Genomic DNA, 22920 nt, shown 5'->3' with positions numbered 1-22920 from the left:
GATGATACGAAAGAAGATAGGGCTGCGCTCGACCGACGCTCTGCTGATCGTCGATCTTCAGCTCGACTTTTTTTCCGGCGGCAAGCTCGCCGTTCCGAAGGCCGAGGAGATTCTCCCGGTCGTCAATGAGGTCATCGACGAGGCGCGCCGCTCCGGGACTCAGATCATCGTGTCGCGCGACTGGCATCCGCCGGACCATGTGAGCTTTGCCGCACAGGGCGGCGAATGGCCGCAGCATTGCGTGCGCGGCACCAGAGGCGCGGAATTTCACCCTGAGCTGCGCCTGCCGCCGGGCGCTTTGTTCGTCTCCAAGGCCAAGCGCGCGGAGCGCGAGCAATATTCCGATTTCGACGGCACCAGCCTTGCCGAAGAGCTGCGCCGCCGGGCGATAGATCGCATTTTCATCGTTGGTCTCGCCGAGGATTTCTGCGTGAAATGCAGCGCGATCGACGCCGCGCGTCTCGGTTTCGAGACTTACGTTCTGCGCGCGGCCACGCGACCGGTGACGCGAGAGGGAGGCGAGAGAGCGCGGGCGGAAATGCGCGCCGCCGGCGTGACGGTGATCGAGCCGTCCCGCGCCCCATATGACGTCGATCACATCTCGAGGACGTGAGCCATGCCGGAGATCAATACCGACAAAGTTTGTTTCGTCATCGTCAAAGCGCGCGAGCTGGAGGCCGAAGACGAGGGAATGCGGCCCGACGCCTCAAATCCTTCGGACGACAAATTCGTGAGCGTGCTGACGGAAGAGGGATGGTCGCCCAATCGCCGCGAGCTCGTCGAGTTCATCGAGGCGATGGACGATGACGAGCAGGCGGAGCTGGTCGCGCTCGTCTGGGTCGGACGCGGCGATTTCACCGCCGATGATTGGGATTCCGCCGTCATTCAGGCGAAGGAACGACGCAAAGGGCCGACCTCGAAATATCTGCTCGGCATTCCGCTGCTGGCGAGCTATCTGGAGGCGGGGCTCGACGAATTCGACGAGAGCTGCGAAGGCTTCGAGGACGATCGGCAATAGTCTGGTCTAGAGACGAAAGCGCGCGGCGAGCGGCGCGTGGAGCGAGCCGAGAATCGGATCTTGCGCCGTCGCCTCGTCGGCGAGGCCATCATTCGATATCACGACCTCCTCACATCGCGACGCGAGCGCGGGCGACGCCAAAATCTGATCGATGAGCGTCTTGCGGCCGGCGTGAATCACTGTGAAGCGCTCGCGCTCCGCAATGCGCAGCGCGAGCGGGGCGAGGCTCCGCGGCCCCACCGCGGCCTCCTCCGCGCCCCAGAGAATGCGCGCGGGCGCATCATATGCGTCGCAGTTGAGATCGCCGCAGACGGCGATGAGCGGCGCGGTCTCGACATCGAAGATGCGATCGACGAAAAGCCGCGCCTCCAGCGCCTGCGCCTCGCGCTTTTGCGCGGCGAGCCATTGGCCTTCCGCGAAGGCGCGGCTCGATTTGCGATCCGCCTCGCCCGGCAGCGGCACGGCGCGCGGCGCGCGCAAATGCAAGTTCAGCACATGTAGCGACGCCCCATCGGGTAGCATGACGCGCGCATAGAGAATGGGCCGCTCGAACAGAATGTCGATCGGCTGCCGAGCGCTCGTCTCCGCCGGCGGAGTCCAGCGCCAGGGCGCGATGATATCGTGATAGAGCTGGCGGCGCTCGACGATCGGCCAGCGCGAGAGCAGCGCGAGATTGTGAATATCGGCGGGCGCATCGCCGCCCGGACGCGAGGTCGTCGCCCGGAAGAAATTCTCATAGGCGCCGCCTTCGACAAGGCGATCGAGCGCGATGAAACGGCGCGGCGCATGCGCGGTCTCGCGTTGCGCATCGACTTCCTGAAGGCAGAGAATATCTGCGTCGATCGCCGCGAGCTGCGGACGCAGCACGGCGAGGCGCCGATCGAATTCGTCCTGCGCCGACGGCGACCAGTCCAAATTCTCTATGTTGAAGGTCGCGAGGCGAAAATGGCCCGCCATTCGTCGAAAATCCGTCTCGCGCCCTCTCCCGCGCGCGGCGGGAGAGGGAGATTGCCGTCGCCGCTCACGCAGCCTTTATATCGATATTCTTCTCGGATTTCTGCGCCTGCGCCGATTTGGGCAGATGCACGGTCAGCACGCCTTTGGCGAAGGTCGCGTCGATCTTGTCGGACTCGACATTCTCCGGCACGCGAAAGGCGCGACGGAAGGAGCCATAGCGACGCTCGGAGAGGAAATAGCCCTTGTCCTTCTCCTCGCGCTGCTCCTTCTTCTCGCCGCTGATGATGAGCGAGCCATTGGAAAGCTTCACCTCGACATTCTTCTCGTCAATGCCGGGAAGCTCAGCGGTGATCTGATATTCCTTGTCCTTCTCGACGAGATCGACCGCGGGCGTCGCCGCCCAGCCGATGCCGAAGCGGCCGAAGGGCTCGAGATCGGGCGTCGCGCCTTTTTGGAAAGGCGCATCCTCGAACAAGCGATCGATCTGCCGCCGCAGCGTCTCCAGAGGATGCCAGTCGAACAATCCAGAGTTCGGCAGCGTCTCCTTCGATTCTTTCACCGGAACTCTCGTCTGCGCTTCCGCCATTTCCGCCTCCTCTATCCAAATGGACGATCGACGCGGCGCGCGCGTCGGCGCGCTCGCGCGACGCCTGTGACGTAGGAGCGCCGCGCGAAAAGGCAATCGGCGCATTGCGTCGGCGGACCGGGGATGCGACGCGAAGTGAACGAAAGCGCAGGCTTTCGCTGTGGCGCGACGCCATAGGCAAATTGTCGCGGCCATTTATATTGCTCCTAATGGAGCTGCGACATGTCCGACGAGCCGACGCCGACCGAGGACGACATAATGCGGGCGCTGGAGGCGCGGCTCGGACGGCTGCATGCGCGCCAGAGGCTCGGCATAGAGCGCGACCATGAAGCGCAAATCTTCGGCCAGGGCCTCAATTTCTTTCACCCTGAGAATCTCGCGGCCTCTCCGGTACTGATCCGCATCGCGCTCACCGCCGTCGGACTCTACCGCCGCGGTCTCGCCAATGCGGAAAAGCTCGCGCTGCGCGAGAATGAGATCGTCAGCGCGCGGCTGCCGCGCGCCTTCGACGGCTTCGCCATTCTGCATTTGAGCGATCTGCATGTCGATATGTGTCCGGGCGCGATGGCGCGGCTGCGCGCGATGGTCGCCGATCTCGCCTATGATCTCTGCGTGCTCACCGGCGATTATCGTGGTGCGACGCATGGGTCCCACACGGCGGCGTTGGACGGCATGGCGGAGCTGCGCGCGGCTTTGCGCGCGCCGATCCTCGCCGTGCTCGGCAATCACGACACGATATTGATGACGCCGGGCCTCGAGCAAATGGGAATGCGCGTTCTGCTCAATGAATGCGAGACATTCGTCCGCGACGGCGCGCGCCTTCATATCGCCGGAGTCGACGACGCGCATTATTTTCGCGTCGACAATATCGCCAAGGCCGGCGAGGCGATTCCGCAAGGCGAGTTCTCTCTGCTACTCTCGCATACGCCGGAGATTTTCCGTCAGGCGGCGCATGCGGGCTTCGATGTTCTGCTCGCCGGCCATACGCATGGCGGGCAGATCTGCCTGCCGGGCGGCGTCGCGCTCACGCTCGACTCCGTGCTGCCGCGCGCCTATGGCGCCGGCGCTTGGCGATATCACGACATGCAAGGCTATACGTCTGTCGGCGCCGGCTCCTCCGTGCTGCCGGTGCGGTTCAATTGTCCGCCGGAGATCACCTTGCATCGGCTGCGGGCCGCCTGAGACACATCTGGTCGCGCTTCGCATCCGCCGCTAGAATATGACAGAGGCGTGAAGGAGAGAGCGGATGATGCGAGGCGGAGGGCGAATTGCGGACGCAGGCCTTCGAGGCTTTCGGACGGCGATCGGCGCGGCCCTGCTGCTCGCGGCCAGCGCCGCCGCGGCCGTGGCGGCGCTCTATCCGCGAGAGGCGCGGCGCTTCATGGCGGAGGAGGATTTTCGCCGTTATCCGGGCGCCGGCGTGCTGACATGCCGGACGGAGGAAGGCGTGCCGGAACGCGCCGCCGCCGCTTGGCTGATCGGCGACCGCGGCCTCGTCGTGCTCAACGCGCATAATTTCGTCGATCGCAAGCTGCGGCCGACGCATCCCATAGACGATTGCGCTTTCTCCATCGGCGAGAAGGAATACGCCTTCGACATCGACAGCCTGCGCTTCGGCTTCGCGCGCGACGCCAAATCGCTGAACATCACCGATGATTGGGCGCTGGTGCGCCTGCGCGATCCCGTGGACGCCGATATAGCGCCGCAGCCGATCCCCGACGGGCCGGCGCTGCCGACCGGCGTCGAGACTCTGCGCGTGGTGATGGTGTCGCCGGCCGGCCACTCCAATTTCCGCCGCGCGACCAGCATAGAAGAATGCCAGATTCGCCAGATCGACGCGCCGACGGAGGCGGGAATTCGCCGCGCGCGGCATGATTGCAACGACGGCTATGGCGGCTCGGGCTCGGGAATTTTCGCCGACGATGGACGGCTCATCGCCATGCATAGCGCCTCGCTGGACATGAATTCGCGCCGCGATTTCGACATGGAGCGCCATTTCGGCATGGCGCTGCTGTTCGAGGGCGAATTGCTGGACGCTATTCGCGCCAACCTTCGGGCGGACGCGCGCTAGAGCGCCTCGCGAAACGGCTCACGGCCCCGCGCGTGGCGGAATCGTGCGCAGCCAGAGAATGAGCGCATCGAGATCGCGCGGCGTCATCTTCGAGAAATGCGCCTTGGAGAGATTGGCCATGGTCGGCTTCAGCGGCTTGCCGTCGCGGCCGACGCCGGCGACGATGGCGGCCTTGATCTCCGCGTCGCTCCAGGCGCCGATGCCCGCAGTCGGATGCTGGGTGATATTGGCGCCGACCGCCACCCCCGCCGGCGTGCGGAACAGCTTGCCGCCGGCGCCGAGCTTTTGCTTATGGTCGAGCGCGCCATTGGTCTCGCCGCTGTGGCATTCCATGCAGCGCGCCAGGGTCGCAACGTAAAAGCCGCGCCGCAGCGGATCGTCGAGCGCGCTCTCCTCGAAAGGCGCCTCGGCGCCGGGAAAGGTCTCGGTCTTCTGCTCGCCGTCGCGGCGCTGCGCCGGCCGCGCGGACTCCACCGGCGCAGCCGTGCGCAGAAAGGCGATGACCGCCTCGAGATCGCGCGCGGTCAATATGCGGTAATATTCCGACGGCATGGCCGGCGCGAGACGCCCCTCCGGCCCGACGCCGGCGATGATCGCCGCCGTCAGCCGCTCATCGCTCCAGGAGCCGATTCCGGTCGCGGCGTCCGACGAGATATTCGGGCCGCGCACGCTGTAAGTCTCGCCATTGAAAGTCTGCGAGCCGCCGGAAAAGCGCTTGTCGGGCCGATAGCCGTCGGGGCCGCGCGGCGTGTGGCAATTGTCGCAAGCGGTGAGCGCCTCGACGAGATAACGGCCGCGATCGATATCGGCGGCGGCTGCCGGGGCGGCGAGGCAGAGCGGCAGCAAGGCGCGACACGCCAGAGAACGCGCCCATGCGAGAGCAGAAGTGGAGTGCACAGCCTATCCGATAGCTCGAGAATGTCTCGCCAACATAGGCGGCGCCGAGGCGCGCTTCATTTCAAAAAAGTCTCGATTGCGCGGGCGATTTGTCCCGCTGTCAGAACGGTCGCTCGCGGACACGCAGATCGAACATGAGCCGTGAGAGCGCCTGCGAGCCGAAAAAGAACAGGCCGGTGACGATGACGATCTCCCCGGCTCCGAGGCGGGCCGGGGCGGCGATGGCGAGAAGCGGGAGCAGCGCCTCGGGAATTTGGTCGAGCCCCGGCGCGCGGCTGCTGGAGGGAAGGCCGAGCCGGCGCTTGACGAAGCTCGAGAAAAGATCGCCCGCCATGGCGAAAGCGCCGAGCAATGCGCCGAGATGAGCGGGAAAGCCGACCAGCGGCGCGCAGCCTGCGGCGGCGAGAACGGCGAGAAGAAGACCCCGCCAGGTCTTGGCGGGGCCGAGCAGCGGGCGTCCGTCGAAGAAGCGGGCGCCGCCGTCCAAGGGGCTGGCGAAGACGTCGCCGAGCAGCCTTTTTCCGAGCACCGGCGCGCCATTGGCGACGATCAGCAGAAGCAGCAAGCGGAGAATCAGGGCGCCATCCATCCCGTCCTCGCCATGTTCCATCCTCGCCATGTTCCATCGTCGCCATGTTCCATCGTCGCCATGTCCCTTCCTCGCAGAACACGCCAGGGCTCATGGCTCCCTCGGCATATAGTGGACGCGGCCGCGCCGTCATGCGGTCCGATATTCTACTAATATTGTTGACTTATGGAACGACGCTCTAGATTCTCTCGCTGGAGGCGGGCTTCCGATCGATCGGGGAGGCGCTTCCGGTTTTCAGCGAATTAGATTGGTTTCGAAGGCCTCGAGGGCGTCCATGCCGAGCAATGTCGATTTCGTCTTCGTCGATCAGATCGCCGTCGGACTTTTGGTGACCGAGGGCGAATGCAAGAGATTTTGCGGCGCCTCAGGGGCGCTGGCCGCGCTCGAGGGCGCCGTGTTCGCCGATCTCGAGGAGGCCGAGAGGATCGTCGCGCGGCATTTGCGCAGCCGCGGCGAGCACGGCTGCGCCGGATAGGTTTCGCGCGGCGCATCCTTGTCGGAGCAGACGCGCCTCTCTACATGAGCTGCGATATCCCGCCGCGCGGGAGCCTGCATTCCTCGAGGCCGGTCATGGGCGAAGGCGGCGCAGCAGCGGCCGATGGCCCCGATTTCTCGCTCGGCGTCAGCGTCGCCGATATGGCCGACGGCGCCATTCTCCCCGGTCGAGTCGGCGCCGAGCCGGCGCTGCTCATCCGGTGCGGCGATGAATTCTCCATCATCGGCTCCGCCTGCACCCATTATCAGGGTCCGCTCGGCGAGGGGCTGGTCGTCGCCGACACCATCCGCTGCCCCTGGCATCACGCCTGTTTCAGCCTCCGCGACGGACGCGCGCTGCGGGCGCCGGCTCTCGATCCCATTCCCTGCTGGCGCGCCGAAAAGCGTGGCGATCTCCTCTTCGCCATGGAGAAGATCGCCCTCCAGGCGCCAGAGCGCGCGGCGCCGCCGACGCTCGGACGCGTCGTCATCGTCGGCGGCGGAGCGGCCGGGCTCGCCGCCGCCCATGAGCTGCGCGAGGAAGGCTATTCCGGCTCGTTGGTCATGGTCAGCGCCGACGCCGCCGCCCCCTATGACCGCCCCAATCTGTCGAAAGATTATCTCGCCGGCTCGGCGCCGGAAGATTGGCTGCCGCTGCGCCCGCGCGCCTATTACGAGGAGCGCCGCATCGAGCTGCTGCTGGCGACGAAAGTGCGCGCGATCGACCCCCGCGCGCGGCTGGTGTCCCTCGAGCATGGCGAGCCGCTACGCTATGACGCGCTGCTGCTGGCGACCGGCGCCGAGCCGGTGCGCCTGACAATTCCCGGCGCAGAGCTCCCGCATGTGCATTATCTGCGCAGCCTCGCCGACAGCCGCGCGCTCATCGCCGCGGCGGCGCGGGCCACGCGCGTCGCGGTGATCGGCGCGAGCTTCATCGGCCTCGAGACCGCCGCGGCGCTGCGCGAGCGCGGGCTCGAGGTCCATGTCGTGGCGCCGGACGCGACGCCGATGCAGAAGACTCTCGGCGAGGACATAGGCCGGCTGGTGCGCGCGACGCATGAGGCGCATGGCGTCGTCTTTCATCTTTGCGAGAGCGTCGTCGCCATCGGCGAGGATCATGTCGCTCTGGCGAGCGGCGCGCGCGTTCCGGCGGATCTCGTCGTCGTCGGCGTCGGCGTGCGCCCGCTCACGACGCTCGCCGAGGAGGCCGGGCTCGCCGTCGATCGCGGCGTTCTCGTCGATGAATATCTCGAAACCAGCGCTCCGAACGTCTTCGCCGCCGGCGATATCGCGCGCTGGCCGGATCGCCGCAGCGGCGAGCGGATCAGGATCGAGCATTTCGTCACCGCCGAGCGCCAAGGGCAGACGGCGGCGCGCAATATTCTCGGCGCGAAAGAGCCCTTCGAGGCGCCGCCCTTCTTCTGGAGCCGTCATTACGACCTGACCATCGCCTATGTCGGGCACGCCGGCGCTTGGGATCGCGTCGAGATCGTCGGCGACCTCGAGAAGAGGGATTGCATCGTCACCTATTTCTGCCGCGATCACAGAATGGCGACAGCGACGATCGGCCGCGATCTGGACAATCTGCGCGTGGAAGCCCAGATGGAAGCGTCCACCGGTGGTTGAGCGAGCATAGTCGGCGCGCGGACGCGGCTTTCGACTTCGATTCGAGATATGCGCTCGGCCCATTCTTCTAGCGAGCCATGCCGGTTCTTTCGTGGACGCGCCCACAGCCTGGCCGAGCAAGTCAAACGGCGACGTCGACGACCGCTCGATTTTCGAGCGTAGTTCTACGTAGCAGTCGCGACAAATATTTATGCCCAGATTTAGTGACGCTTGGTTAGGAATTAGTTGCGAGGGGTAGAGCATTGATGTATACCCGCAAATGTCTTTGCGGTCGAAACGGCGCTGACTTGCCCGCCCCGAGCTTGCCGGGCTTCGCCCCGTCGACCGCGCCGTGTCAGGACTTCCGGCGCCGAAACGAGAAAGTGAAGAGTGAAGAGATGACATCGACGAACAACATCGAACTCGCGGCCGACATCGTTTCCGCCTATGTGAGCAATAATTCGGTTCCCGCCGGCGATCTTCCGGGCCTCATCAACGAAGTCTATGGCGCGCTCATGCGGGTCGGCTCCGGCGTCGTCGTCGAGCCGGCGGAAGCGCCCAAGCCCGCCATTTCGGTGCGCAAGTCGGTGACGAACGACTTCATCGTCTGCCTGGAGGACGGCAAGAAGTTCAAGTCTCTCAAGCGCCATCTGCGCACGCAATACGGTCTTTCGCCGGAAGAATATCGCGAGAAGTGGGGCCTCGCGGCCGATTATCCGATGGTCGCTCCGAATTACGCCAAGGCGCGCTCCACCCTCGCCAAGCAGATGGGCCTCGGCCAGCAGCGCCGCCGCCGCGGCGGCCGCTGATCCAAGACGACCGACGAAGGCGCGCCGCGAGCTCGGCGCGCCCCATAGGCCGCAGGCCACGCCGCAGCCGCTTCGTCCACACCGCATTTTTAAATTCTTTCCGCCCGCTTTCGCCTAGAGCGAGGGTGTGCGAGGAAACGACGCCGGACCCGCGTCCGGCTTCGCAACGCGGCCGCTTCGGCGGCCGTGGCCGCTCGATTGTTGTCACTTGAGGCGAATGGGGGAAGCTCATGCGGCGTATCGCAGTTGCTCTGTGCATTTCATTCATGGGTTGCTCGGCCGGGTCTGCGTACGAAACAGGGGGCTTGGCTGGATTGTTCGATTTGAGTCCGCGTGGACAGCAGCAGCCGGCCGACGGCCGGCCGCAGGCGACCGCCGTCGCCCGCGAGATCGTGTCCTATCCCGGCGGCTACTCGCCCGGCACCATCGTCGTCTCGACCAATGAGCGGCGGCTCTATTACGTTCTCGGCAATAATCAGGCGATCCGCTATGGCGTCGGCGTCGGCCGGCCGGGCTTCGAATGGACCGGGACCCGCGTCGTCTCCAGCAAGCGCGAATGGCCGGATTGGACGCCGCCCGCGCAAATGCTGCGCCGCCGCCCCGACCTGCCGCGCCATATGCAGGGCGGCCTCACCAATCCGCTCGGCGCGCGGGCCATGTATCTCGGCGGCTCGCTCTACCGCATCCACGGCTCCAACGAGCCCGAGACCATCGGCCAGGCCGTCTCCTCCGGCTGCATCCGCATGACCAATGAGGATGTCGTCGATCTCTACGAGCGCGTGCGCGTCGGCGCGCGGGTCATCGTCACCCGCTGATCGCCGATCGTCCTGCCCGCCACGAAAATGCGCGCCGCCCGAAAGGGTCCGGCGCGCTTTTTTCATCGTTCGCCCGGACGGTCCCGATCGAGGCCCTGTTCCGCGAGCTCCTGCTCATAAGCGGCGAAATCCGCCGCGCCGCCGGCGCCGAGCTCGTGGAGATAGCCCCAAGTGTAGATGCCGGTGTTGTGGAGATCGTCGAAATCCAGCCGCACGGCATAATGGCCGACCGGCGCGACGCCGATTATGGCGACATTGCGCTTGCCGCCCACGGTCTTGCGCTCCTCCGGCGAATGGCCCTGCACCTCGGCCGAGGGGCTGCGCACCCGCAAATGCTCGGCAGAAAGATCGAAGCTCGCGCCATTCTCGAAGCTCACTTTGAGCTTCCGCCCCTCTTCTAAAAGGCGTATCTCGCTGGGCCAAATATCCGCGTCGGCCATTCTCGTCTCCCGATCGTCTGGTCGGCCGTCCGCCCGGCGCATCCATTGCTTGGGGCTTCACGCGCAGCCATTCCGTCAATATATAGGAACCTCCTTTGGAGCCTATACGCAGGACGGGACGCCGCAAACGGTCGACTATATGAATCCGCATCCGAAAATCGCCTATGATCCCACGGCCCCCGCTCCGCTCGTCGACCCGTTCGGGCGGGCCGTCTCCTACCTGCGCGTCTCGGTGACGGATCGTTGCGATTTCCGCTGCGTCTACTGCATGTCCGAGCATATGCAATTTTTGCCCCGCCGCGATCTGCTGACGCTGGAGGAGCTGGACCGGCTCTGCACGGCCTTCATCGAGCGGGGGACGCGCAAGCTGCGCATCACCGGCGGCGAGCCTTTGATGCGCCGCGACATTCTCTCGCTGTTCGAGCGTCTCTCGCGCCATCTCCTCTCCGGCCGGCTGGAGGAGCTGACGCTCACCACCAACGGCTCGCAGCTCGAGCGCTTCGCGCAGGCGCTGGTCGATTGCGGCGTCAAGCGCGTCAATGTCTCGCTCGACACTCTGGATCGGGAGCGTTTCCGACAATTGACGCGCACCGGCGACCATGAGCGCGTTCTCGCCGGCGTCGACGCGGCGCTGCGCGCGGGCCTCGAGGTGAAGCTCAACGCCGTGGCGCTGAAGGGCGTCAATGAGGACGAGTTCGTCGCGCTGACGCGCTTCGCCCATGAGCGCGGCATGGACATGACCTTCATCGAGGTGATGCCGCTCGGCGAGATCGACGGCGGCGAGCGCGTCGATCAATATATCCCGCTGACCTTGGTCCGCGAGCGTCTCGCCGAGCGCTTCACGCTCACGGAGATCGACTATCGCAGCGGCGGCCCGGCCCGCTACATGCGCGTCGCCGAGACCGGCGGGCGCGTCGGCTTCATCACGCCGCTCTCGCATAATTTCTGCGAATCCTGCAATCGCGTGCGCGTCACCTGCACCGGCACTCTGTTCATGTGCCTCGGCCAGGAGGACGCCGCCGATCTGCGCGCGCCGCTGCGCGCCGATCCGACCGACGCCTCGCTCAACGCCGCCATAGACGAGGCGATCGCCCGCAAGCCCAAGGGCCATGATTTCATCATCGACCGCTCGACGCGCGCGCCGGCCGTCACGCGGCATATGAGCACGACCGGGGGATGATACGGCGCCTCGCCACCGCCGCGGCGGCCATCGCCCTTCTTCTCTGCCCGGCCGCCGCCGAGCCGCGCCATTTGCGCATCGCCAGCGAAGGCGCGCGGCCGCCCTTCAACTATCTCGACGCCAATAATCAGCTCGCCGGATTCGAGATCGATCTGACGCGCGAGATCTGCCGCCGCATCGAGGCCGATTGCGTCTTTGTCACCCAGGAATGGGAGAGCCTCGTCCTCGGGCTCGAGAACCGTCAATATGATCTCGTCGCCTCCGCCATGGAGATAAGCGAGGAGCGGCAGCGCAGAATCGACTTCTCCAAGCCCTATGCGCATACGCCCTCGGCGCTGATCGCGCAGCGGCAATCGGCTCTCGCGAGCGCCGACCCGAAAGCGCTGCAGGGCGCGCGCATCGGCGTCGTCGCGGATGGGCCGCAACAGGCCTATGCGGAGGACAAGCTCAAGGAGAGCGAGGTGCAACGATACGCCACGCTCGAAGCGGCCATGCTGGACCTCGCCGAGGGGCGCGTGGACGTCGTCGCGGAGGACAAGCTCGCGGCCATGGATTTTCTGCGCGAGCGCAAGGAAGGACGCTGCTGCCGCATCATCGCCGATCTGCCGCAAGACGCGGCCTATTTCGGCGGCGGCTTCGGCTATGGCCTGCGCAAAGGCGCCACGGAGCTGAAGAGCGCGATAGACGCCGCGCTCGACGCCATCGTCGCCGATGGAAGCTATCGCGCAATCCGCAGCAAATATTTCGATTTCGACATACGCTGAGCGGCGGCGGCGGGCCTCGGGCTTGCTCGAGCGCTCTCGCAACTCACCTGCAGAGGACCGATCAATGACCGAGCTGAGCGTCGCCTTCATCGGATTGGGCGTGATGGGCTATCCCATGGCCGGCCATCTCGTCACGCGCGGCGGACACAAGGTCGTCGTCTATAATCGCACGCCGGAGAAAGCCGAGCGCTTCGCCGCGCAATTTTCCGCGACGACGGCGCCGACGCCGCGCCTCGCCGCCGAGGGCGCGGATTTCGTCTTCTCCTGCGTCGGCAATGACGATGATCTGCGCCAGGTGACGATCGGCGAGGACGGCGCCTTTCGCGCGCTGAAGGCCGGCGCCGTTTTCGTCGATCACACCACCGCCTCGGCGGAGGTCGCGCGCGAGCTCTACGCCCATGCGAAAAAGGGCGGCTTCGGCTTTCTCGACGCGCCGATCTCCGGCGGCCAGTCCGGCGCCGAGAATGGCGCGCTCACGGTGATGTGCGGCGGCGACGCGGAGGATTTCGCCCGCGTCGAGCCAGTGCTCGCGGCCTATGCGCGCGCCAGCCGGCTGATGGGGCCGTCCGGCGCCGGGCAACTCACCAAAATGGTCAATCAGATCTGCATCGCCGGCCTCGTCCAGGGCCTCGCCGAGGCGCTGGATTTCGCCAGCCGCGCCGGGCTGGACGGCGCCGCGGTCGTCGATCTCATCAAGAATGGCGCGGCGCAATCCTGGCAGATGGAGAATCGCCACAAGACCATGCTCGCCGGCGAGTATGATTTCGGCTTCGCGGTCGAATGGATGCGCAAGGACCTCGGCATTTGCTTCGCCGAGGCCCGCCGCAATGGCGCGAGCCTGCCGGTCGCCGCGCTCGTCGATCAATTCTACGCCGAGGTGGAGAATATGGGAGGCCGACGCTGGGACACGTCGAGCCTCATGGCGCGGCTGCGCAGATAGGGCGCCGCCCGTTCGGGAGCCTGCTCTTCAGCGCAGCAACAGATAGCCCCGGCGCTCGAGGCAGGCGTTCACGACGAGAACATAATCCTGCATCGCCTGCTCGGCCGTCATGGCGCCATGCCCGGCCGCCGCCGAGCCGACGGCCTCCGCCGCGCTGCCGCCGGCCCAAAGGCCCTGCGCCGCGCCGAGGCCCGGAACGGGCATGAAACGGGCGATATTGCCGGCCGTCGCCAGCGCCGCGCCGCCCGCCGCTTGGCTCACGCCCTCGCGCGCCAAGCGCTCCTGCGGCGCCGCGCGATTGCGGCAGAAGGCGAGGTCCTTGGCGTATTTCCCCTCCTTGAAGCCGCGCGCGTCGCGGTCGACGAGCGGTTCGTAGAGCGGCTCCTCCTGCGCGCGGGGCAGAGAGGGCGCGGAGAGCAGCGCCGCGACGCCGCAGGCGAAGGCCGCGCCCATCAAAATCGTTTTTCCGCCATAAGACATCGCAAATCTCTCCATTCGACAGAATTTCAGGCCCGCCCCCGGGCGCAGGCGGCGAGAATGGAAAGCGCGAGCGCGGCTGTCAACCGGGGCGGAAGACGCGCGGCTCGGAGCGCGCTTTCAAATCCTTCGGCGAGTGTTATGGTCGCGCCGGGCCTGGGGAGGTCCAGGTCGCGCTCTCTCGTCCTCCGGGGCTCGAGAGCGAGGATGGGAGAAAAAAATGAAAGCCAAGATCGTTTCGGGCTCGACCATCGCCGCGGCGGCGATCGCTCTGGCGCTCGCGGGCGGCGTTTCGACGCAGGCCTCCGCCAAGCATTCCAAACATGTCTGCAATATGGAAAAAGGCCAGTGCGGCGGCAAGACGAAGTGCATGACCAAGAAGGGCGTCTGCAAGCATCACCATAAGGGGCATAAGGCCTCCTGCAGCGCCAAGGGTTCCTGCGCCGGCCGTTGAGCCGATCGAAGCCGTCGATCGCGCGCCATTGGGGCGCGATCGATTCTCGCGGCGGGGGCGACGCGAAAGAGCATTTGGAGCGCGAGAGATGAGCAGACCCGCCCCATTGGGACACGGCCTCGGACTGCGGCCGATCTATTACGATGAAATTCTCTCGACGCGCCCTGCTGTCGACTGGTTCGAGATCATCTCGGAAAATTACATGACCGGCGGCGGCCGGCCCACCGCCATGCTGGAGCGCGTGCGCGCCGATTATCCGATCGTGATGCATGGCGTCGCCATGTCGCTCGCCTCCACCGATCCGCTCGACTTCGATTATCTGCGCGAGCTGAAGACGCTGGCCGAGCGCGTCGAGCCGGCCTTCGTGTCCGACCATCTCGCCTGGACCGGCGTGCATGGCGTGACGCTGCACGATCTCTTGCCGATTCCCTATACGGAGGAAGCGCTCGCCCATGTCGCCGAGCGCGTGATGCGCGTGCAGGATTTTCTCGGCCGGCGCCTCGTCGTCGAGAATGCCTCCACCTATGTCGCCTTTCGCGAGTCCGAGATGAGCGAATGGGCCTTCGTCAATGAGCTGGCGCAGCGCGCCGACTGCCTGCTGCTGCTCGACGTCAACAATGTCTTCGTCTCGAGCTTCAATCACGGCTTCGACGCCAATGCGTTCATCGACGCCATAGACCCGGATCGCGTGGCGCAATTCCATATGGCCGGCCATACCGACAATGGAACGCATCGCATCGACACGCATGACCAGCCGGTCTGCGATGAGGTGTGGGCGCTCTATGAGCGCGCGCGGCGGCGCTTCGGCGCGGTCTCCACCATGATCGAGCGCGACGATAATTTCCCGCCCTTCGACGAATTGCTCGCCGAGCTCGGCCATATGCGAGAGATCGCCGCGCGCATAGACGCCGAGAGCACACGGAGCGCCGCATGAGGCTCGCAGAGCTGCAGGCCATGTTCCAGGCCGGCGTGCTCGCCGGCGCCGAGGATGGCGCGCAAATTCTCGATTCGGTGAAGAATTCGCGCCAGGCCGACCGCACCACGCTGTTCGGCGTCTATGTGAACGCCTATCACGCGAGGCTCGCCGAATTTCTCGCGGCGGACTTCCCCGCCCTGCGCGCGCTCATCGGCGAGGAAGCCTTCGACGCGCTCGCCGACGCCTATATCGGCGCGCAGCCATCGCGCGAGCGCAACGCCCGCTGGTACACGACGCGCCTGCCGGATTTTCTGCGCGAGAGCGAAGCGTGGCGCGACGATGCGCGCGCGATCGATCTCGCGCTGTTCGAGCGCGCGCTCACCGACGCTTTCGACGCGCCCGACGCCGAAACTCTGCCGATCGCGGAGCTGGCCGCCTTCGCGCCCGAGCAATGGCCGCGCCTCTCCTTCGCCTTTCACCCGAGCCTCATATTGCTGGAGCTCGAGACCGGCACGATCGCGACGCATGAGGCGGCGATGGAGCAACAGGAGCTCCCGCCGCGCGGCGAAGGCCGCGGCCATGTCGCTCTATGGCGCGCCGATCTCGACTCCGTGCATTGCGAATTGGAGGCGGACGAGTTCATGGCGCTGTCGCTGGCGATGGAGGGGCACGCTTTCGGAGACATCTGCCAAATGGCCGCCTTCCGCGATCACGCCGACGCCTCGCCCGAGCGCCTGGCGCAAATGCTCACCGGCTGGTTCCAGGAAGGGCTGGTGGTGGGCGCGAAGGTAGGCGAGGACTGAGCGGCTTTCTCCTCCGCCGCGCTTTCTCTTCTTCGCGCGGGAAAATCACCCGCCGCCCTTCAGCCGCAAGCCGCGCGGCACGATCCGAGGCTCGGCGAGATCGAACAGCCCTTGCGCGGCGAGCGCCATCAGCGCGGCCGGAATCGCCCCCTCGAGGATCAGCGCGAAATTGTCGAGGCGCACGCCGGTGAAGATCGGCTGGCCGTAGCCGCCGGCGCCGATCAGCGCGCCCAAAGTCGCCGTGCCGACATTGATGACCGCCGCCGTCTTCAGCCCCGCGAGTATCGCCGGCGACGCCATCGGCAATTCGACGAGCAGCAGACGCCGCCAGGGCGAAAGGCCGATGGCGATGGCCGAATTTTCGATCGCGCGCGGAATCGTCGTGAGGCCGGTCGCGACATTTCGCACGATCGGCAGCAGGCTGTAGAGGAACAGCGCCGCAATGGCGGGCGGCGCGCCTATGCCGAGCAGCGGGATCATGAAGACGAGCAGAGCGAGCGAAGGAATCGTCTGCAGCACGCTGGCGAGGCCGAGAATTGCATGGCCGAGACGCGGGCGCTTCGCCGCGGCGACGCCGAGCGGCACAGCGACGAGGATCGCCGCCGCGAGGGAGACGCCGACGAGAAAGAGATGCTCGCGCGTGCGTCGCCACAGCCGCTCGGCGAGACTCTGCGAAGGCGCCGGCGCCTCGACGCCGAATTGCGTCGCGACGAAATTCGCCGCCGCCTCGCGCTCCGTGCGAAGGCCTGTCTTCACCGCGACATTCATCGCGATCATCGCCGGCGCGTCTATGTGGCCCTCGAGCCTCAGCATGGACATGACCGCCTGCGGCGCGCGCTGCTCGAGATCGACGCGATAGAGCAGAACCGCGCGATTTTCCGCGAACAGCTTGCGGTCGTCGGCGAGCACGAGAATGCGCCGATCGGCGATCTGCGGATCGGTGGCGTAGAGATCGACGACATCGATGGCGCCGTCGAGAAGCCCCTTATAGGCGATGTCGTGATCGAGCCCGCGCACATCCTCCGCGGAGAATCCATAGGCGGCGCGCAGCGCCGGCCAGCCATCGGCGCGGCCGAGCAATTCCTCGCTCAAGCCGAAGACGAGCGAGGGATGCCGCGCGAGATCGGAGATGGTCCGCACGTCCAGCGCCTCCGCCTTGTCGCGGCGCATGCCGAGCGCATAGCCATTGCCGAAGCCGAGCGGCAGGCTCATGCGCAGCCCGAGCTCGCCGAGCGCGTCGGCGAGCTGGCGATCATTGGCGAGCCGCAGCTGCGCGAGAATCTCCTGCCGCAACGTGCCCGTATATTCGGGATAGGCGTCGACCTCGCCGGATAGCAGCGCGTTCCAGACGAGACGCGTGCCGCCGAGCGCCGGACGGCGGATCACGCGCGCGCCAGAGGCCGCTGCGAGATCGGCGACAATGTCCGAGAGAATGACAGATTCGGTGAAGCTCTTGGAGCCGATGCGCACAGCGTCGCCCTCATGTGCACAGGCGCCGAGCAGAAGGAGCGCGAGCAGCATTGCGAGAGCGCGCCTCATCGCGCGTCCTCCGGCGGAAGCGGCAGATCGGCGAGACGCCGCGTGCTGGCGCGCACGAAGCGCGTGACGAACTCCTCCGCCGGCCGCTCGACGAAATCGGCGAAACGTCCTTGCTGGACGATGCGGCCGTGATTCATCAGCACGATTCTCTCGGCGAAGAATCCGGCCTCGGCGAGATCATGCGTGACGATGACGACGGTCTTGCGCAGCCGCGCGAATATGGCGGCGAGATCGTCCTGCAGATCGGCGCGGATCAGCGGATCGAGCGCGCCGAGCGGCTCGTCCATCAGCAAGATTTCGGGATCGAGCATGAGCGCACGCATCAGCGCCACGCGCTGCCGCTGGCCGCCGGAAAGCTCGGCTGGAAAGCGCTCCAGCGCCTCGGCCGGAAAGCGCGTGAGCTGCAGCAGCTCCTCGAGCCGCGCCGCGCGGCGCTCCGCCGGCCAGCCCGTCTCGCGCGCCATCAGCTCTATGTTGCCGCGCGCGGTGAGATGCGGGAAGAGGCCGCCCTCCTGAATCACATAGCCCATGACGCGCCGGAGCTTCTCCGCCGAGCGCGGCGTCAGCAGATGGCGCGCCACCTCTATCTCGCCGTCGTCCGGCGTCACGAGCCCGACGATCATCGAGAGAAGCGTAGATTTGCCGGAGCCGGAGGGGCCGATCAGCGCCGTCGTGCGCGCGGGCTCTATCGTCAGCGTGACGTCGTCGACGACGCGCGCGCCGCCGAAACATTTACGGACATGCTCCAGTCGGATCATGACTGCGCCGCGGCGTCGGGTGACGTCGCTCAAATGGCGCGCGCGGGCGTCGTTCCAAGGGGTCGGCCGCGGCGAAGATGCGGGACGTCACGCGCGGCCTCGGCTTGAATCCGGCGGAGCGACGTGAGAGCTTCGCGCTTCCGCGGCGTCGCCGCTCGGCGTTTCCTCACCCGATGGCGTCGCAACGCAAGATCATCCATATCGACATGGACGCTTTCTATGCGTCGGTCGAGCAACGCGACGATCCGCGATTGCGCGGACGTCCCGTCGCCGTCGGATCGCCGCGCGACCGCGGAGTCGTGGCGGCGGCGAGCTATGAGGCGCGCGCTTTCGGCGTGCGCTCGGCCATGCCCTCCGTCACCGCGCTCAGGCGCTGTCCCGATCTTCTCTTCGTTCCGCCGCGCTTCGACGTCTATCGCGATGTGTCGCGGCGCATTCGCGCGATCTTCCTCGATTACACGCCGCTGGTCGAGCCGCTCTCGCTCGACGAGGCCTATCTGGACGTCACCGAAAATCGCAAGAAGATCGCCTCCGCCACCCATATCGCCGAGGAGATAAGAGCGCGCATTCGCGAGGAGACGCGGCTGACCGCCTCGGCGGGCGTCTCCTACAATAAATTTCTGGCCAAGCTCGCGTCCGACCAGAACAAGCCGAATGGTCTCTTCGTCATCCCGCCGGACAAAGGCGCGGAATTCGTCGCCGCGCTGCCGATCGGCAAGTTTCACGGAGTGGGGCCGGCGACGGCGAAGAAGATGAATGCGCTCGGCATAGAGACGGGGCTCGATCTGCGCGCCAAGCCCCTGCCCTTTCTGCAGCGGCATTTCGGCAAATCGGGAAGCTATTTCTACGGCATCGCCCGCGGCGTCGACGAGCGCCCGGTGCGGCCGGATCGCATTCGCAAATCGATCGGCGCGGAAGTGACCTTCGCGCATGATCTCTTCGCGCTAGAGGAAGCGATCGCCGCGCTCGCGCCCATCGTCGCGCGCGTCGCCGCCCATTGCGAGGGCGCGCGCATAGAGGGGCGCACGGTGACGCTCAAAGTCAAATATGCGGATTTTCAGCAGATCACGCGGCGCAGCACCGGCGCCGCGCCGATCGCCTCGCGCGCCGCGCTGGAGGCCTGCGCGCTGGCGCTGCTACGCCCGCTGTTTCCGTCAGAGAAAGGCGTGCGCCTGCTCGGCGTCACGCTCTCCTCGCTCGCGCCCGCGGGCGGAAACGACGATCCGCAGATGAGCCTCGCCGTCTGAGACGGGGAAGCCTCACGGCGCCGTCCAGGGATAGGTCCACGTCTCCGTCAACGTCAGCGGGCCGGCCTTGAGGAAGGCGCGAATATCCGCCGTCTGACCGGATTTCACCGCTACGTCGAACATCACGCGCATGCCGTCTATGTGCGGATTGGCGGCGACGCTCGAGCGTATGACCGTCCCATTTGTCGCCGAGGCGACCACCTCCACCTGCGAAGGATCATTGACGTAATAAGCGAGATCGCCGCCGGCGAAATCGACGATGAAGCGATGCGCGCCCGCAGTCGTCGCCTCGCCCGAGCCGAGCGCCCGCGCCGGCGCCTCGAACGTGTTCACCGCGCGGCCATTGGGCGAGAGCCGCGGCAGATCGAGCAGCGAGGTGATGCGATAGGCGTAGGAGAAGGGCTTGCCGATCTCCAGCGGCTGCGCGCCGACAAAGGCCGCGACGATATTGTCATTGGTCTCGTCGAGAGTCGGCAGCTCCAGCAGCTCGACGGCGCCCTCGCCCCATGAGCCTTGCGGCTCGATGAAATAGCTCGGCCGCCGCTCATAGGCGAGATCTATGTCCTGATAGGTCTCGAAATTGCGATCGCGCTGCATCAGCCCGAAGCCGCGAATATTCGGGTCCGAGAAAGTGGTGAGCCGCGCTATGGGCGCATTGGCCAGCGGGCGCCAGAGCCATTCCTTCGATTCGCCATGGACCAGCAGCCCGTCCGAATCATGCAGCTCGGTGCGGAAGCCGTCGCGCATGCGGCGGTCGTTCTCGCCGGTGAGATACATGGAAGTGAGCGGCGCGAGGCCGAATTTCGCCTTGCGACGCGGGAAGATGGTCGCCTGCACGTCGATCGTGCTGTCCTGGCCCGTCGTCAGATCGAAGCGATAGGCGCCGGTCGCCGCCTCGCCGTCGAGCAGCGCATAGAAGGTGATGCGATTGCCGCCCGGCTGCGGCGTCTCGATCCAGAACTCGCGGAAGAAGGGGAAGACTTCCGTATTGTCGCCGCAGTCGACGCAGAGCGCGCGCGCCGAGAGGCCGTAGCGCTGGCCGCGGCCGAGAAAGCGGAAATAGCTGGCGCCGAGGAAGGAGATCACCTCGTCGTGCACATGCGGGTCATTGAGCGGGAAATGCAGGCGGAAGCCGGCGAAGCCTATGTTGATCGGCAGCGTCCGCTCGAATTTGTTGCGGCCATAGTCGAACAGCGCCGCCGAATAGGGAATGGGCGTCGGTATGCCGTCCCTTATCGTGTTCACCGTCACCGGGCGCTTGTAGAGAAAGCCCAGATGGAAGGTGTGCAGGCGGAAAGAGCCCGGAATATTGGAGAAAAACGCTTTTTCCGGCCGGAAGCGCAGATCGCGGAAAGAGTCGAAGTCGAGCTTCGCCAATTCGTCCGGCAGCTGCGGCGGCGCCGCCTCGAAAGGCGCGCCGGCGAGGTCGCGAGCGCGACGCGCCACATCCTCGAGGCCGAAGCGCGGCTGCGTTCCGTTCTGCACGGATTGCGCCACGGCGCGCCCGAGCGGCGCGGCCTGAGCGCCCGCCGCGACCATCGCGCCGAGAAGCCGGCGGCGTGTGATGTCGATCATTTCAGTCGGTTTCCGAGAAAATTGAGCGACGGGCGGAAGCCCGTCTTCGGGTCGCAGACGAATCGGGGTCGCAGACGAATCGGGCGTTCTTGGGGACGCCGCCCCGTCTGCGAGCGCGGCGCGCGTCGCCCGGCCCCGTCCGAGCTTCTGCCTATCCGGCTTTGGGCCGGCCTGCAAGACGGTGGAGCTATCACCCCGCCCGGGGCGCAAAATGGGCGAAAGGGCGACAAATTTCGCCGGGGCGCGAAAAAGCCCTTGCAGAGCGGGCGAAAGCGCGTATTTACGTTCTCGCCCACTTTCGCACGTGCCTGTGGTCGTGTGTCGGTCGATGGGGATCCGGACAAGAGGCCGGTCAACCATCGGAATAAAACCGGCAGCCGGAGGCGAAACCGGCGAACCTCGCCTGAGCGAGGGATCGCGACTTAAAGCAACGACGGACCGGGCTTTTTCGTCTCTGTCGACCCTCCAAAGGTCGGCGTACCGAAGAGGCTTGTCTTTCTTGCCGGGCGTGCGGAAAGGGAAAAATCCCCTTCCAAGCGATGGCTATTCGAATCGGATTCGGTGTCCGTCTGGACATTCGCGTCCGTGCTTCGTCTAGCCGACGGCGCATCACCCGACCGTTTGGCGTCCCGCCTCGAGCGGAGCCGTTGGACGGTCATGGAACGCAGTCGTCTCGATGTTCAGCACGCCTCCACAGCGTGCTGCGCAAACGACGTCGTGCATCCGATCGAAGCCCTTGGCCACTCCGCGGCGCTACATGCCGCGACTTCGTTGGGGATGCCGCAAATGACGGATCGTATTCGCGAATTTTTGGAGGCACGTCGTCGCGCCGGACGCGATGTCGGCCCCTGCCTCGTCGTCGACCTCGAGGTCGTGCGCGACAATTACACGAGCTTCGCCAAGGCGCTGCCGGACACGCGCGTATTTTACGCGGTGAAGGCCAATCCGGCGCCGGAAGTGCTCTCGCTGCTCGCCTCGCTCGGCTCCTGCTTCGACACGGCCTCCGTTGTCGAGATCGAGCAGGCCATGGCCGCCGGCGCGGCTCCCGATCGCATCAGCTTCGGCAATACGATCAAGAAGGAGCGTGACATCGCCCGCGCCTATGCGCTGGGCGTGCGCCTCTTCGCGGTGGATTGCGAGGCGGAGGTCGAGAAGATCGCCCGCGCCGCGCCGGGCTCCAAGGTTTTCTGCCGCATTCTCTGCGATGGAACCGGCGCCGAATGGCCGCTGTCGCGCAAATTCGGCTGCACGCCGGATATGGCCCCGCGCGTCCTCGAGCACGCCCATCGTCTCGGCCTTTCCGCCTATGGCGTGTCCTTCCATGTCGGCTCGCAGCAGGGCAATCCGAACATGTGGGACGGCGCGCTGAAGTCGGCCTCGTCGATCTTCCGCGATCTCGCCGAGCGCGGCATTCAGCTGCAGATGGTCAATCTCGGCGGTGGATTTCCGACCCGCTATCTCAAGAATGTGCCGGCGGTGAAGGCCTATGGCCAGGCGATCTTCCGGGCGCTGTCGAAGCATTTCGGCAATCGCATTCCCGAGACGATCATCGAGCCGGGTCGCGGCATGGTCGGCAACGCCGGCGTGATCGAGGCCGAGGTCGTGCTCGTGTCGAAGAAGTCGCGCGAGGACGAGGTTCGCTGGGTCTATCTCGACATCGGCAAGTTCAACGGACTCGCCGAGACGACGGACGAGATGATCCGCTATCCGATCCGCACCGAGGCGGACGGCTCCGCGACCGCGCCTTGCGTCATCGCCGGGCCGAGCTGTGATTCGGTGGACGTGCTGTATGAGAAGGAGCCCTACCTCCTGCCCATCAGCCTGGAGATCGGCTCGAAAGTGCTGATCGAGGGAACCGGCGCCTATACGACGACCTATTCGTCGGTGGGCTTCAACGGCTTCCCGCCGCTCGAATCCTTCGTCATCTGACGCCTCGGCCGCGCGCCTTTCGGCTCGCGGCTTCCGCCCAAATCTCTGTCCCGTTCGGCGGGCGTGCAGCGATGCGC

At 66.1% G+C, this 22920-nt stretch carries 25 protein-coding genes; 16 read left to right on the top strand and 9 right to left on the bottom strand.

Going from position 1 to position 22920, the window contains the following annotated elements:
- Position 1 precedes the first annotated feature (1 nt).
- Positions 2 to 613 (top strand): nicotinamidase, encoded by a 612-nt coding sequence (locus GYH34_RS04155; protein WP_161912484.1) that lies wholly within the window; start codon positions 2 to 4, stop codon positions 611 to 613.
- A gap of 3 nt (positions 614 to 616) precedes the next feature.
- Positions 617 to 1018, top strand: a complete 402-nt coding sequence (locus GYH34_RS04150; RefSeq protein WP_018267618.1) for a DUF3775 domain-containing protein — start codon at positions 617 to 619, stop codon at positions 1016 to 1018.
- Between the two features lie 6 nt (positions 1019 to 1024).
- On the opposite strand, the gene GYH34_RS04145 is transcribed toward GYH34_RS04150, so the two are convergent.
- Together GYH34_RS04145 and GYH34_RS04140 are read right to left on the bottom strand one after the other, a co-directional pair.
- The gene (locus GYH34_RS04145) at positions 1025 to 1975 is read right to left on the bottom strand and encodes an endonuclease/exonuclease/phosphatase family protein (protein WP_161912483.1); all 951 of its coding nucleotides are present in this window, start codon (positions 1973 to 1975) and stop codon (positions 1025 to 1027) included.
- A 64-nt stretch (positions 1976 to 2039) separates the two neighbouring features.
- Complete coding sequence (locus GYH34_RS04140; protein WP_161912482.1) at positions 2040 to 2561, bottom strand: Hsp20/alpha crystallin family protein; 522 nt, start codon at positions 2559 to 2561, stop codon at positions 2040 to 2042.
- A 222-nt stretch (positions 2562 to 2783) separates the two neighbouring features.
- Between GYH34_RS04140 and GYH34_RS04135 the strand changes: the two genes are divergently transcribed.
- On the top strand, positions 2784 to 3743 hold the full coding sequence (locus GYH34_RS04135; protein ID WP_244635266.1) for a metallophosphoesterase: 960 nt from the start codon (positions 2784 to 2786) through the stop codon (positions 3741 to 3743).
- Between the two features lie 64 nt (positions 3744 to 3807).
- Positions 3808 to 4632, top strand: a complete 825-nt coding sequence (locus tag GYH34_RS04130; RefSeq protein ID WP_244635265.1) for a serine protease — start codon at positions 3808 to 3810, stop codon at positions 4630 to 4632.
- Positions 4633 to 4650: 18 nt separating this feature from the next.
- Here the strand turns inward: GYH34_RS04130 and GYH34_RS04125 are convergent, their stop codons facing one another.
- Together GYH34_RS04125 and GYH34_RS04120 are read right to left on the bottom strand one after the other, a co-directional pair.
- On the bottom strand, positions 4651 to 5529 hold the full coding sequence (locus tag GYH34_RS04125) for a c-type cytochrome (RefSeq protein WP_244635264.1): 879 nt from the start codon (positions 5527 to 5529) through the stop codon (positions 4651 to 4653).
- Positions 5530 to 5629: 100 nt separating this feature from the next.
- The gene (locus GYH34_RS04120; RefSeq protein WP_244635263.1) at positions 5630 to 6148 is read right to left on the bottom strand and encodes a CDP-archaeol synthase; all 519 of its coding nucleotides are present in this window, start codon (positions 6146 to 6148) and stop codon (positions 5630 to 5632) included.
- Positions 6149 to 6392: 244 nt separating this feature from the next.
- Between GYH34_RS04120 and GYH34_RS04115 the strand changes: the two genes are divergently transcribed.
- The 4 genes from GYH34_RS04115 to GYH34_RS04100 all read left to right on the top strand — a co-directional run bounded on the left by GYH34_RS04115 (position 6393) and on the right by GYH34_RS04100 (position 9821).
- Positions 6393 to 6593 (top strand): hypothetical protein, encoded by a 201-nt coding sequence (locus GYH34_RS04115; protein WP_161912481.1) that lies wholly within the window; start codon positions 6393 to 6395, stop codon positions 6591 to 6593.
- A gap of 95 nt (positions 6594 to 6688) precedes the next feature.
- The gene (locus tag GYH34_RS04110) at positions 6689 to 8218 is read left to right on the top strand and encodes an FAD-dependent oxidoreductase (RefSeq protein WP_161914878.1); all 1530 of its coding nucleotides are present in this window, start codon (positions 6689 to 6691) and stop codon (positions 8216 to 8218) included.
- A gap of 377 nt (positions 8219 to 8595) precedes the next feature.
- Positions 8596 to 9006, top strand: a complete 411-nt coding sequence (locus GYH34_RS04105) for a MucR family transcriptional regulator (RefSeq protein WP_161912480.1) — start codon at positions 8596 to 8598, stop codon at positions 9004 to 9006.
- Between the two features lie 230 nt (positions 9007 to 9236).
- Entirely contained in the window at positions 9237 to 9821 is a 585-nt protein-coding gene (locus tag GYH34_RS04100; RefSeq protein ID WP_174242360.1) for a L,D-transpeptidase, read from the top strand.
- 62 nt (positions 9822 to 9883) lie between these two features.
- Here GYH34_RS04100 and GYH34_RS04095 read toward each other — a convergent pair whose 3' ends face one another.
- The gene (locus GYH34_RS04095) at positions 9884 to 10261 is read right to left on the bottom strand and encodes a DUF971 domain-containing protein (protein ID WP_161912479.1); all 378 of its coding nucleotides are present in this window, start codon (positions 10259 to 10261) and stop codon (positions 9884 to 9886) included.
- Positions 10262 to 10400: 139 nt separating this feature from the next.
- On the opposite strand from GYH34_RS04095, the gene moaA reads away from it, so the two are divergent.
- The 3 genes from moaA (at position 10401) to GYH34_RS04080 (ending at position 13145) form a co-directional block, all read left to right on the top strand.
- Complete coding sequence (gene moaA / locus GYH34_RS04090) at positions 10401 to 11441, top strand: GTP 3',8-cyclase MoaA (RefSeq protein ID WP_161912478.1); 1041 nt, start codon at positions 10401 to 10403, stop codon at positions 11439 to 11441.
- Positions 11438 to 12205: a transporter substrate-binding domain-containing protein gene (locus GYH34_RS04085; protein ID WP_161912477.1), complete on the top strand. Its 768-nt coding sequence runs from the start codon at positions 11438 to 11440 to the stop codon at positions 12203 to 12205. Before moaA ends, GYH34_RS04085 begins: the two co-directional genes overlap by 4 nt.
- A gap of 64 nt (positions 12206 to 12269) precedes the next feature.
- A complete protein-coding gene (locus GYH34_RS04080) occupies positions 12270 to 13145 on the top strand; it encodes an NAD(P)-dependent oxidoreductase (RefSeq protein WP_161912476.1) in 876 nt (291 codons plus the stop codon).
- A gap of 27 nt (positions 13146 to 13172) precedes the next feature.
- On the opposite strand, the gene GYH34_RS04075 is transcribed toward GYH34_RS04080, so the two are convergent.
- Positions 13173 to 13625, bottom strand: a complete 453-nt coding sequence (locus GYH34_RS04075) for a hypothetical protein (RefSeq protein ID WP_161912475.1) — start codon at positions 13623 to 13625, stop codon at positions 13173 to 13175.
- 217 nt (positions 13626 to 13842) lie between these two features.
- Between GYH34_RS04075 and GYH34_RS04070 the strand changes: the two genes are divergently transcribed.
- From GYH34_RS04070 to GYH34_RS04060, 3 genes are all read left to right on the top strand, one after another.
- Positions 13843 to 14076, top strand: coding sequence for a hypothetical protein (locus GYH34_RS04070; protein WP_161912474.1), 234 nt, complete (start codon positions 13843 to 13845; stop codon positions 14074 to 14076).
- Between the two features lie 88 nt (positions 14077 to 14164).
- Positions 14165 to 15010 carry a DUF692 domain-containing protein gene (locus GYH34_RS04065; protein ID WP_161912473.1) on the top strand — a complete coding sequence of 282 codons (846 nt, stop codon included), beginning with the start codon at positions 14165 to 14167 and terminating at the stop codon, positions 15008 to 15010.
- Positions 15007 to 15795, top strand: coding sequence for a DNA-binding domain-containing protein (locus GYH34_RS04060; RefSeq protein WP_161912472.1), 789 nt, complete (start codon positions 15007 to 15009; stop codon positions 15793 to 15795). Before GYH34_RS04065 ends, GYH34_RS04060 begins: the two co-directional genes overlap by 4 nt.
- A gap of 45 nt (positions 15796 to 15840) precedes the next feature.
- Here the strand turns inward: GYH34_RS04060 and GYH34_RS04055 are convergent, their stop codons facing one another.
- Both GYH34_RS04055 and GYH34_RS04050 read right to left on the bottom strand, forming a co-directional pair.
- Positions 15841 to 17334, bottom strand: coding sequence for a glycine betaine ABC transporter substrate-binding protein (locus GYH34_RS04055; protein WP_244635262.1), 1494 nt, complete (start codon positions 17332 to 17334; stop codon positions 15841 to 15843).
- Positions 17331 to 18092 carry an ATP-binding cassette domain-containing protein gene (locus GYH34_RS04050; protein WP_161912471.1) on the bottom strand — a complete coding sequence of 254 codons (762 nt, stop codon included), beginning with the start codon at positions 18090 to 18092 and terminating at the stop codon, positions 17331 to 17333. Before GYH34_RS04050 ends, GYH34_RS04055 begins: the two co-directional genes overlap by 4 nt.
- Positions 18093 to 18265: 173 nt before the next feature.
- On the opposite strand from GYH34_RS04050, the gene dinB reads away from it, so the two are divergent.
- Entirely contained in the window at positions 18266 to 19339 is a 1074-nt protein-coding gene (gene dinB, locus GYH34_RS04045; RefSeq protein ID WP_161912470.1) for a DNA polymerase IV, read from the top strand.
- Between the two features lie 12 nt (positions 19340 to 19351).
- Here the strand turns inward: dinB and GYH34_RS04040 are convergent, their stop codons facing one another.
- Entirely contained in the window at positions 19352 to 20914 is a 1563-nt protein-coding gene (locus GYH34_RS04040) for a glucan biosynthesis protein G (protein ID WP_161912469.1), read from the bottom strand.
- 786 nt (positions 20915 to 21700) lie between these two features.
- Here GYH34_RS04040 and GYH34_RS04035 point away from each other — a divergent pair.
- Positions 21701 to 22843 (top strand): type III PLP-dependent enzyme, encoded by a 1143-nt coding sequence (locus GYH34_RS04035; protein WP_161912468.1) that lies wholly within the window; start codon positions 21701 to 21703, stop codon positions 22841 to 22843.
- The last annotated feature ends 77 nt before the right edge of the window (positions 22844 to 22920 follow it).

Origin of the sequence: Methylosinus sp. C49 (assembly GCF_009936375.1) — a bacterium.
Lineage (GTDB): Bacteria > Pseudomonadota > Alphaproteobacteria > Rhizobiales > Beijerinckiaceae > Methylosinus.
The sequence above is the reverse complement of the archived record's forward strand: the minus strand, read 5'-3'. Positions and strand labels throughout refer to the sequence as shown.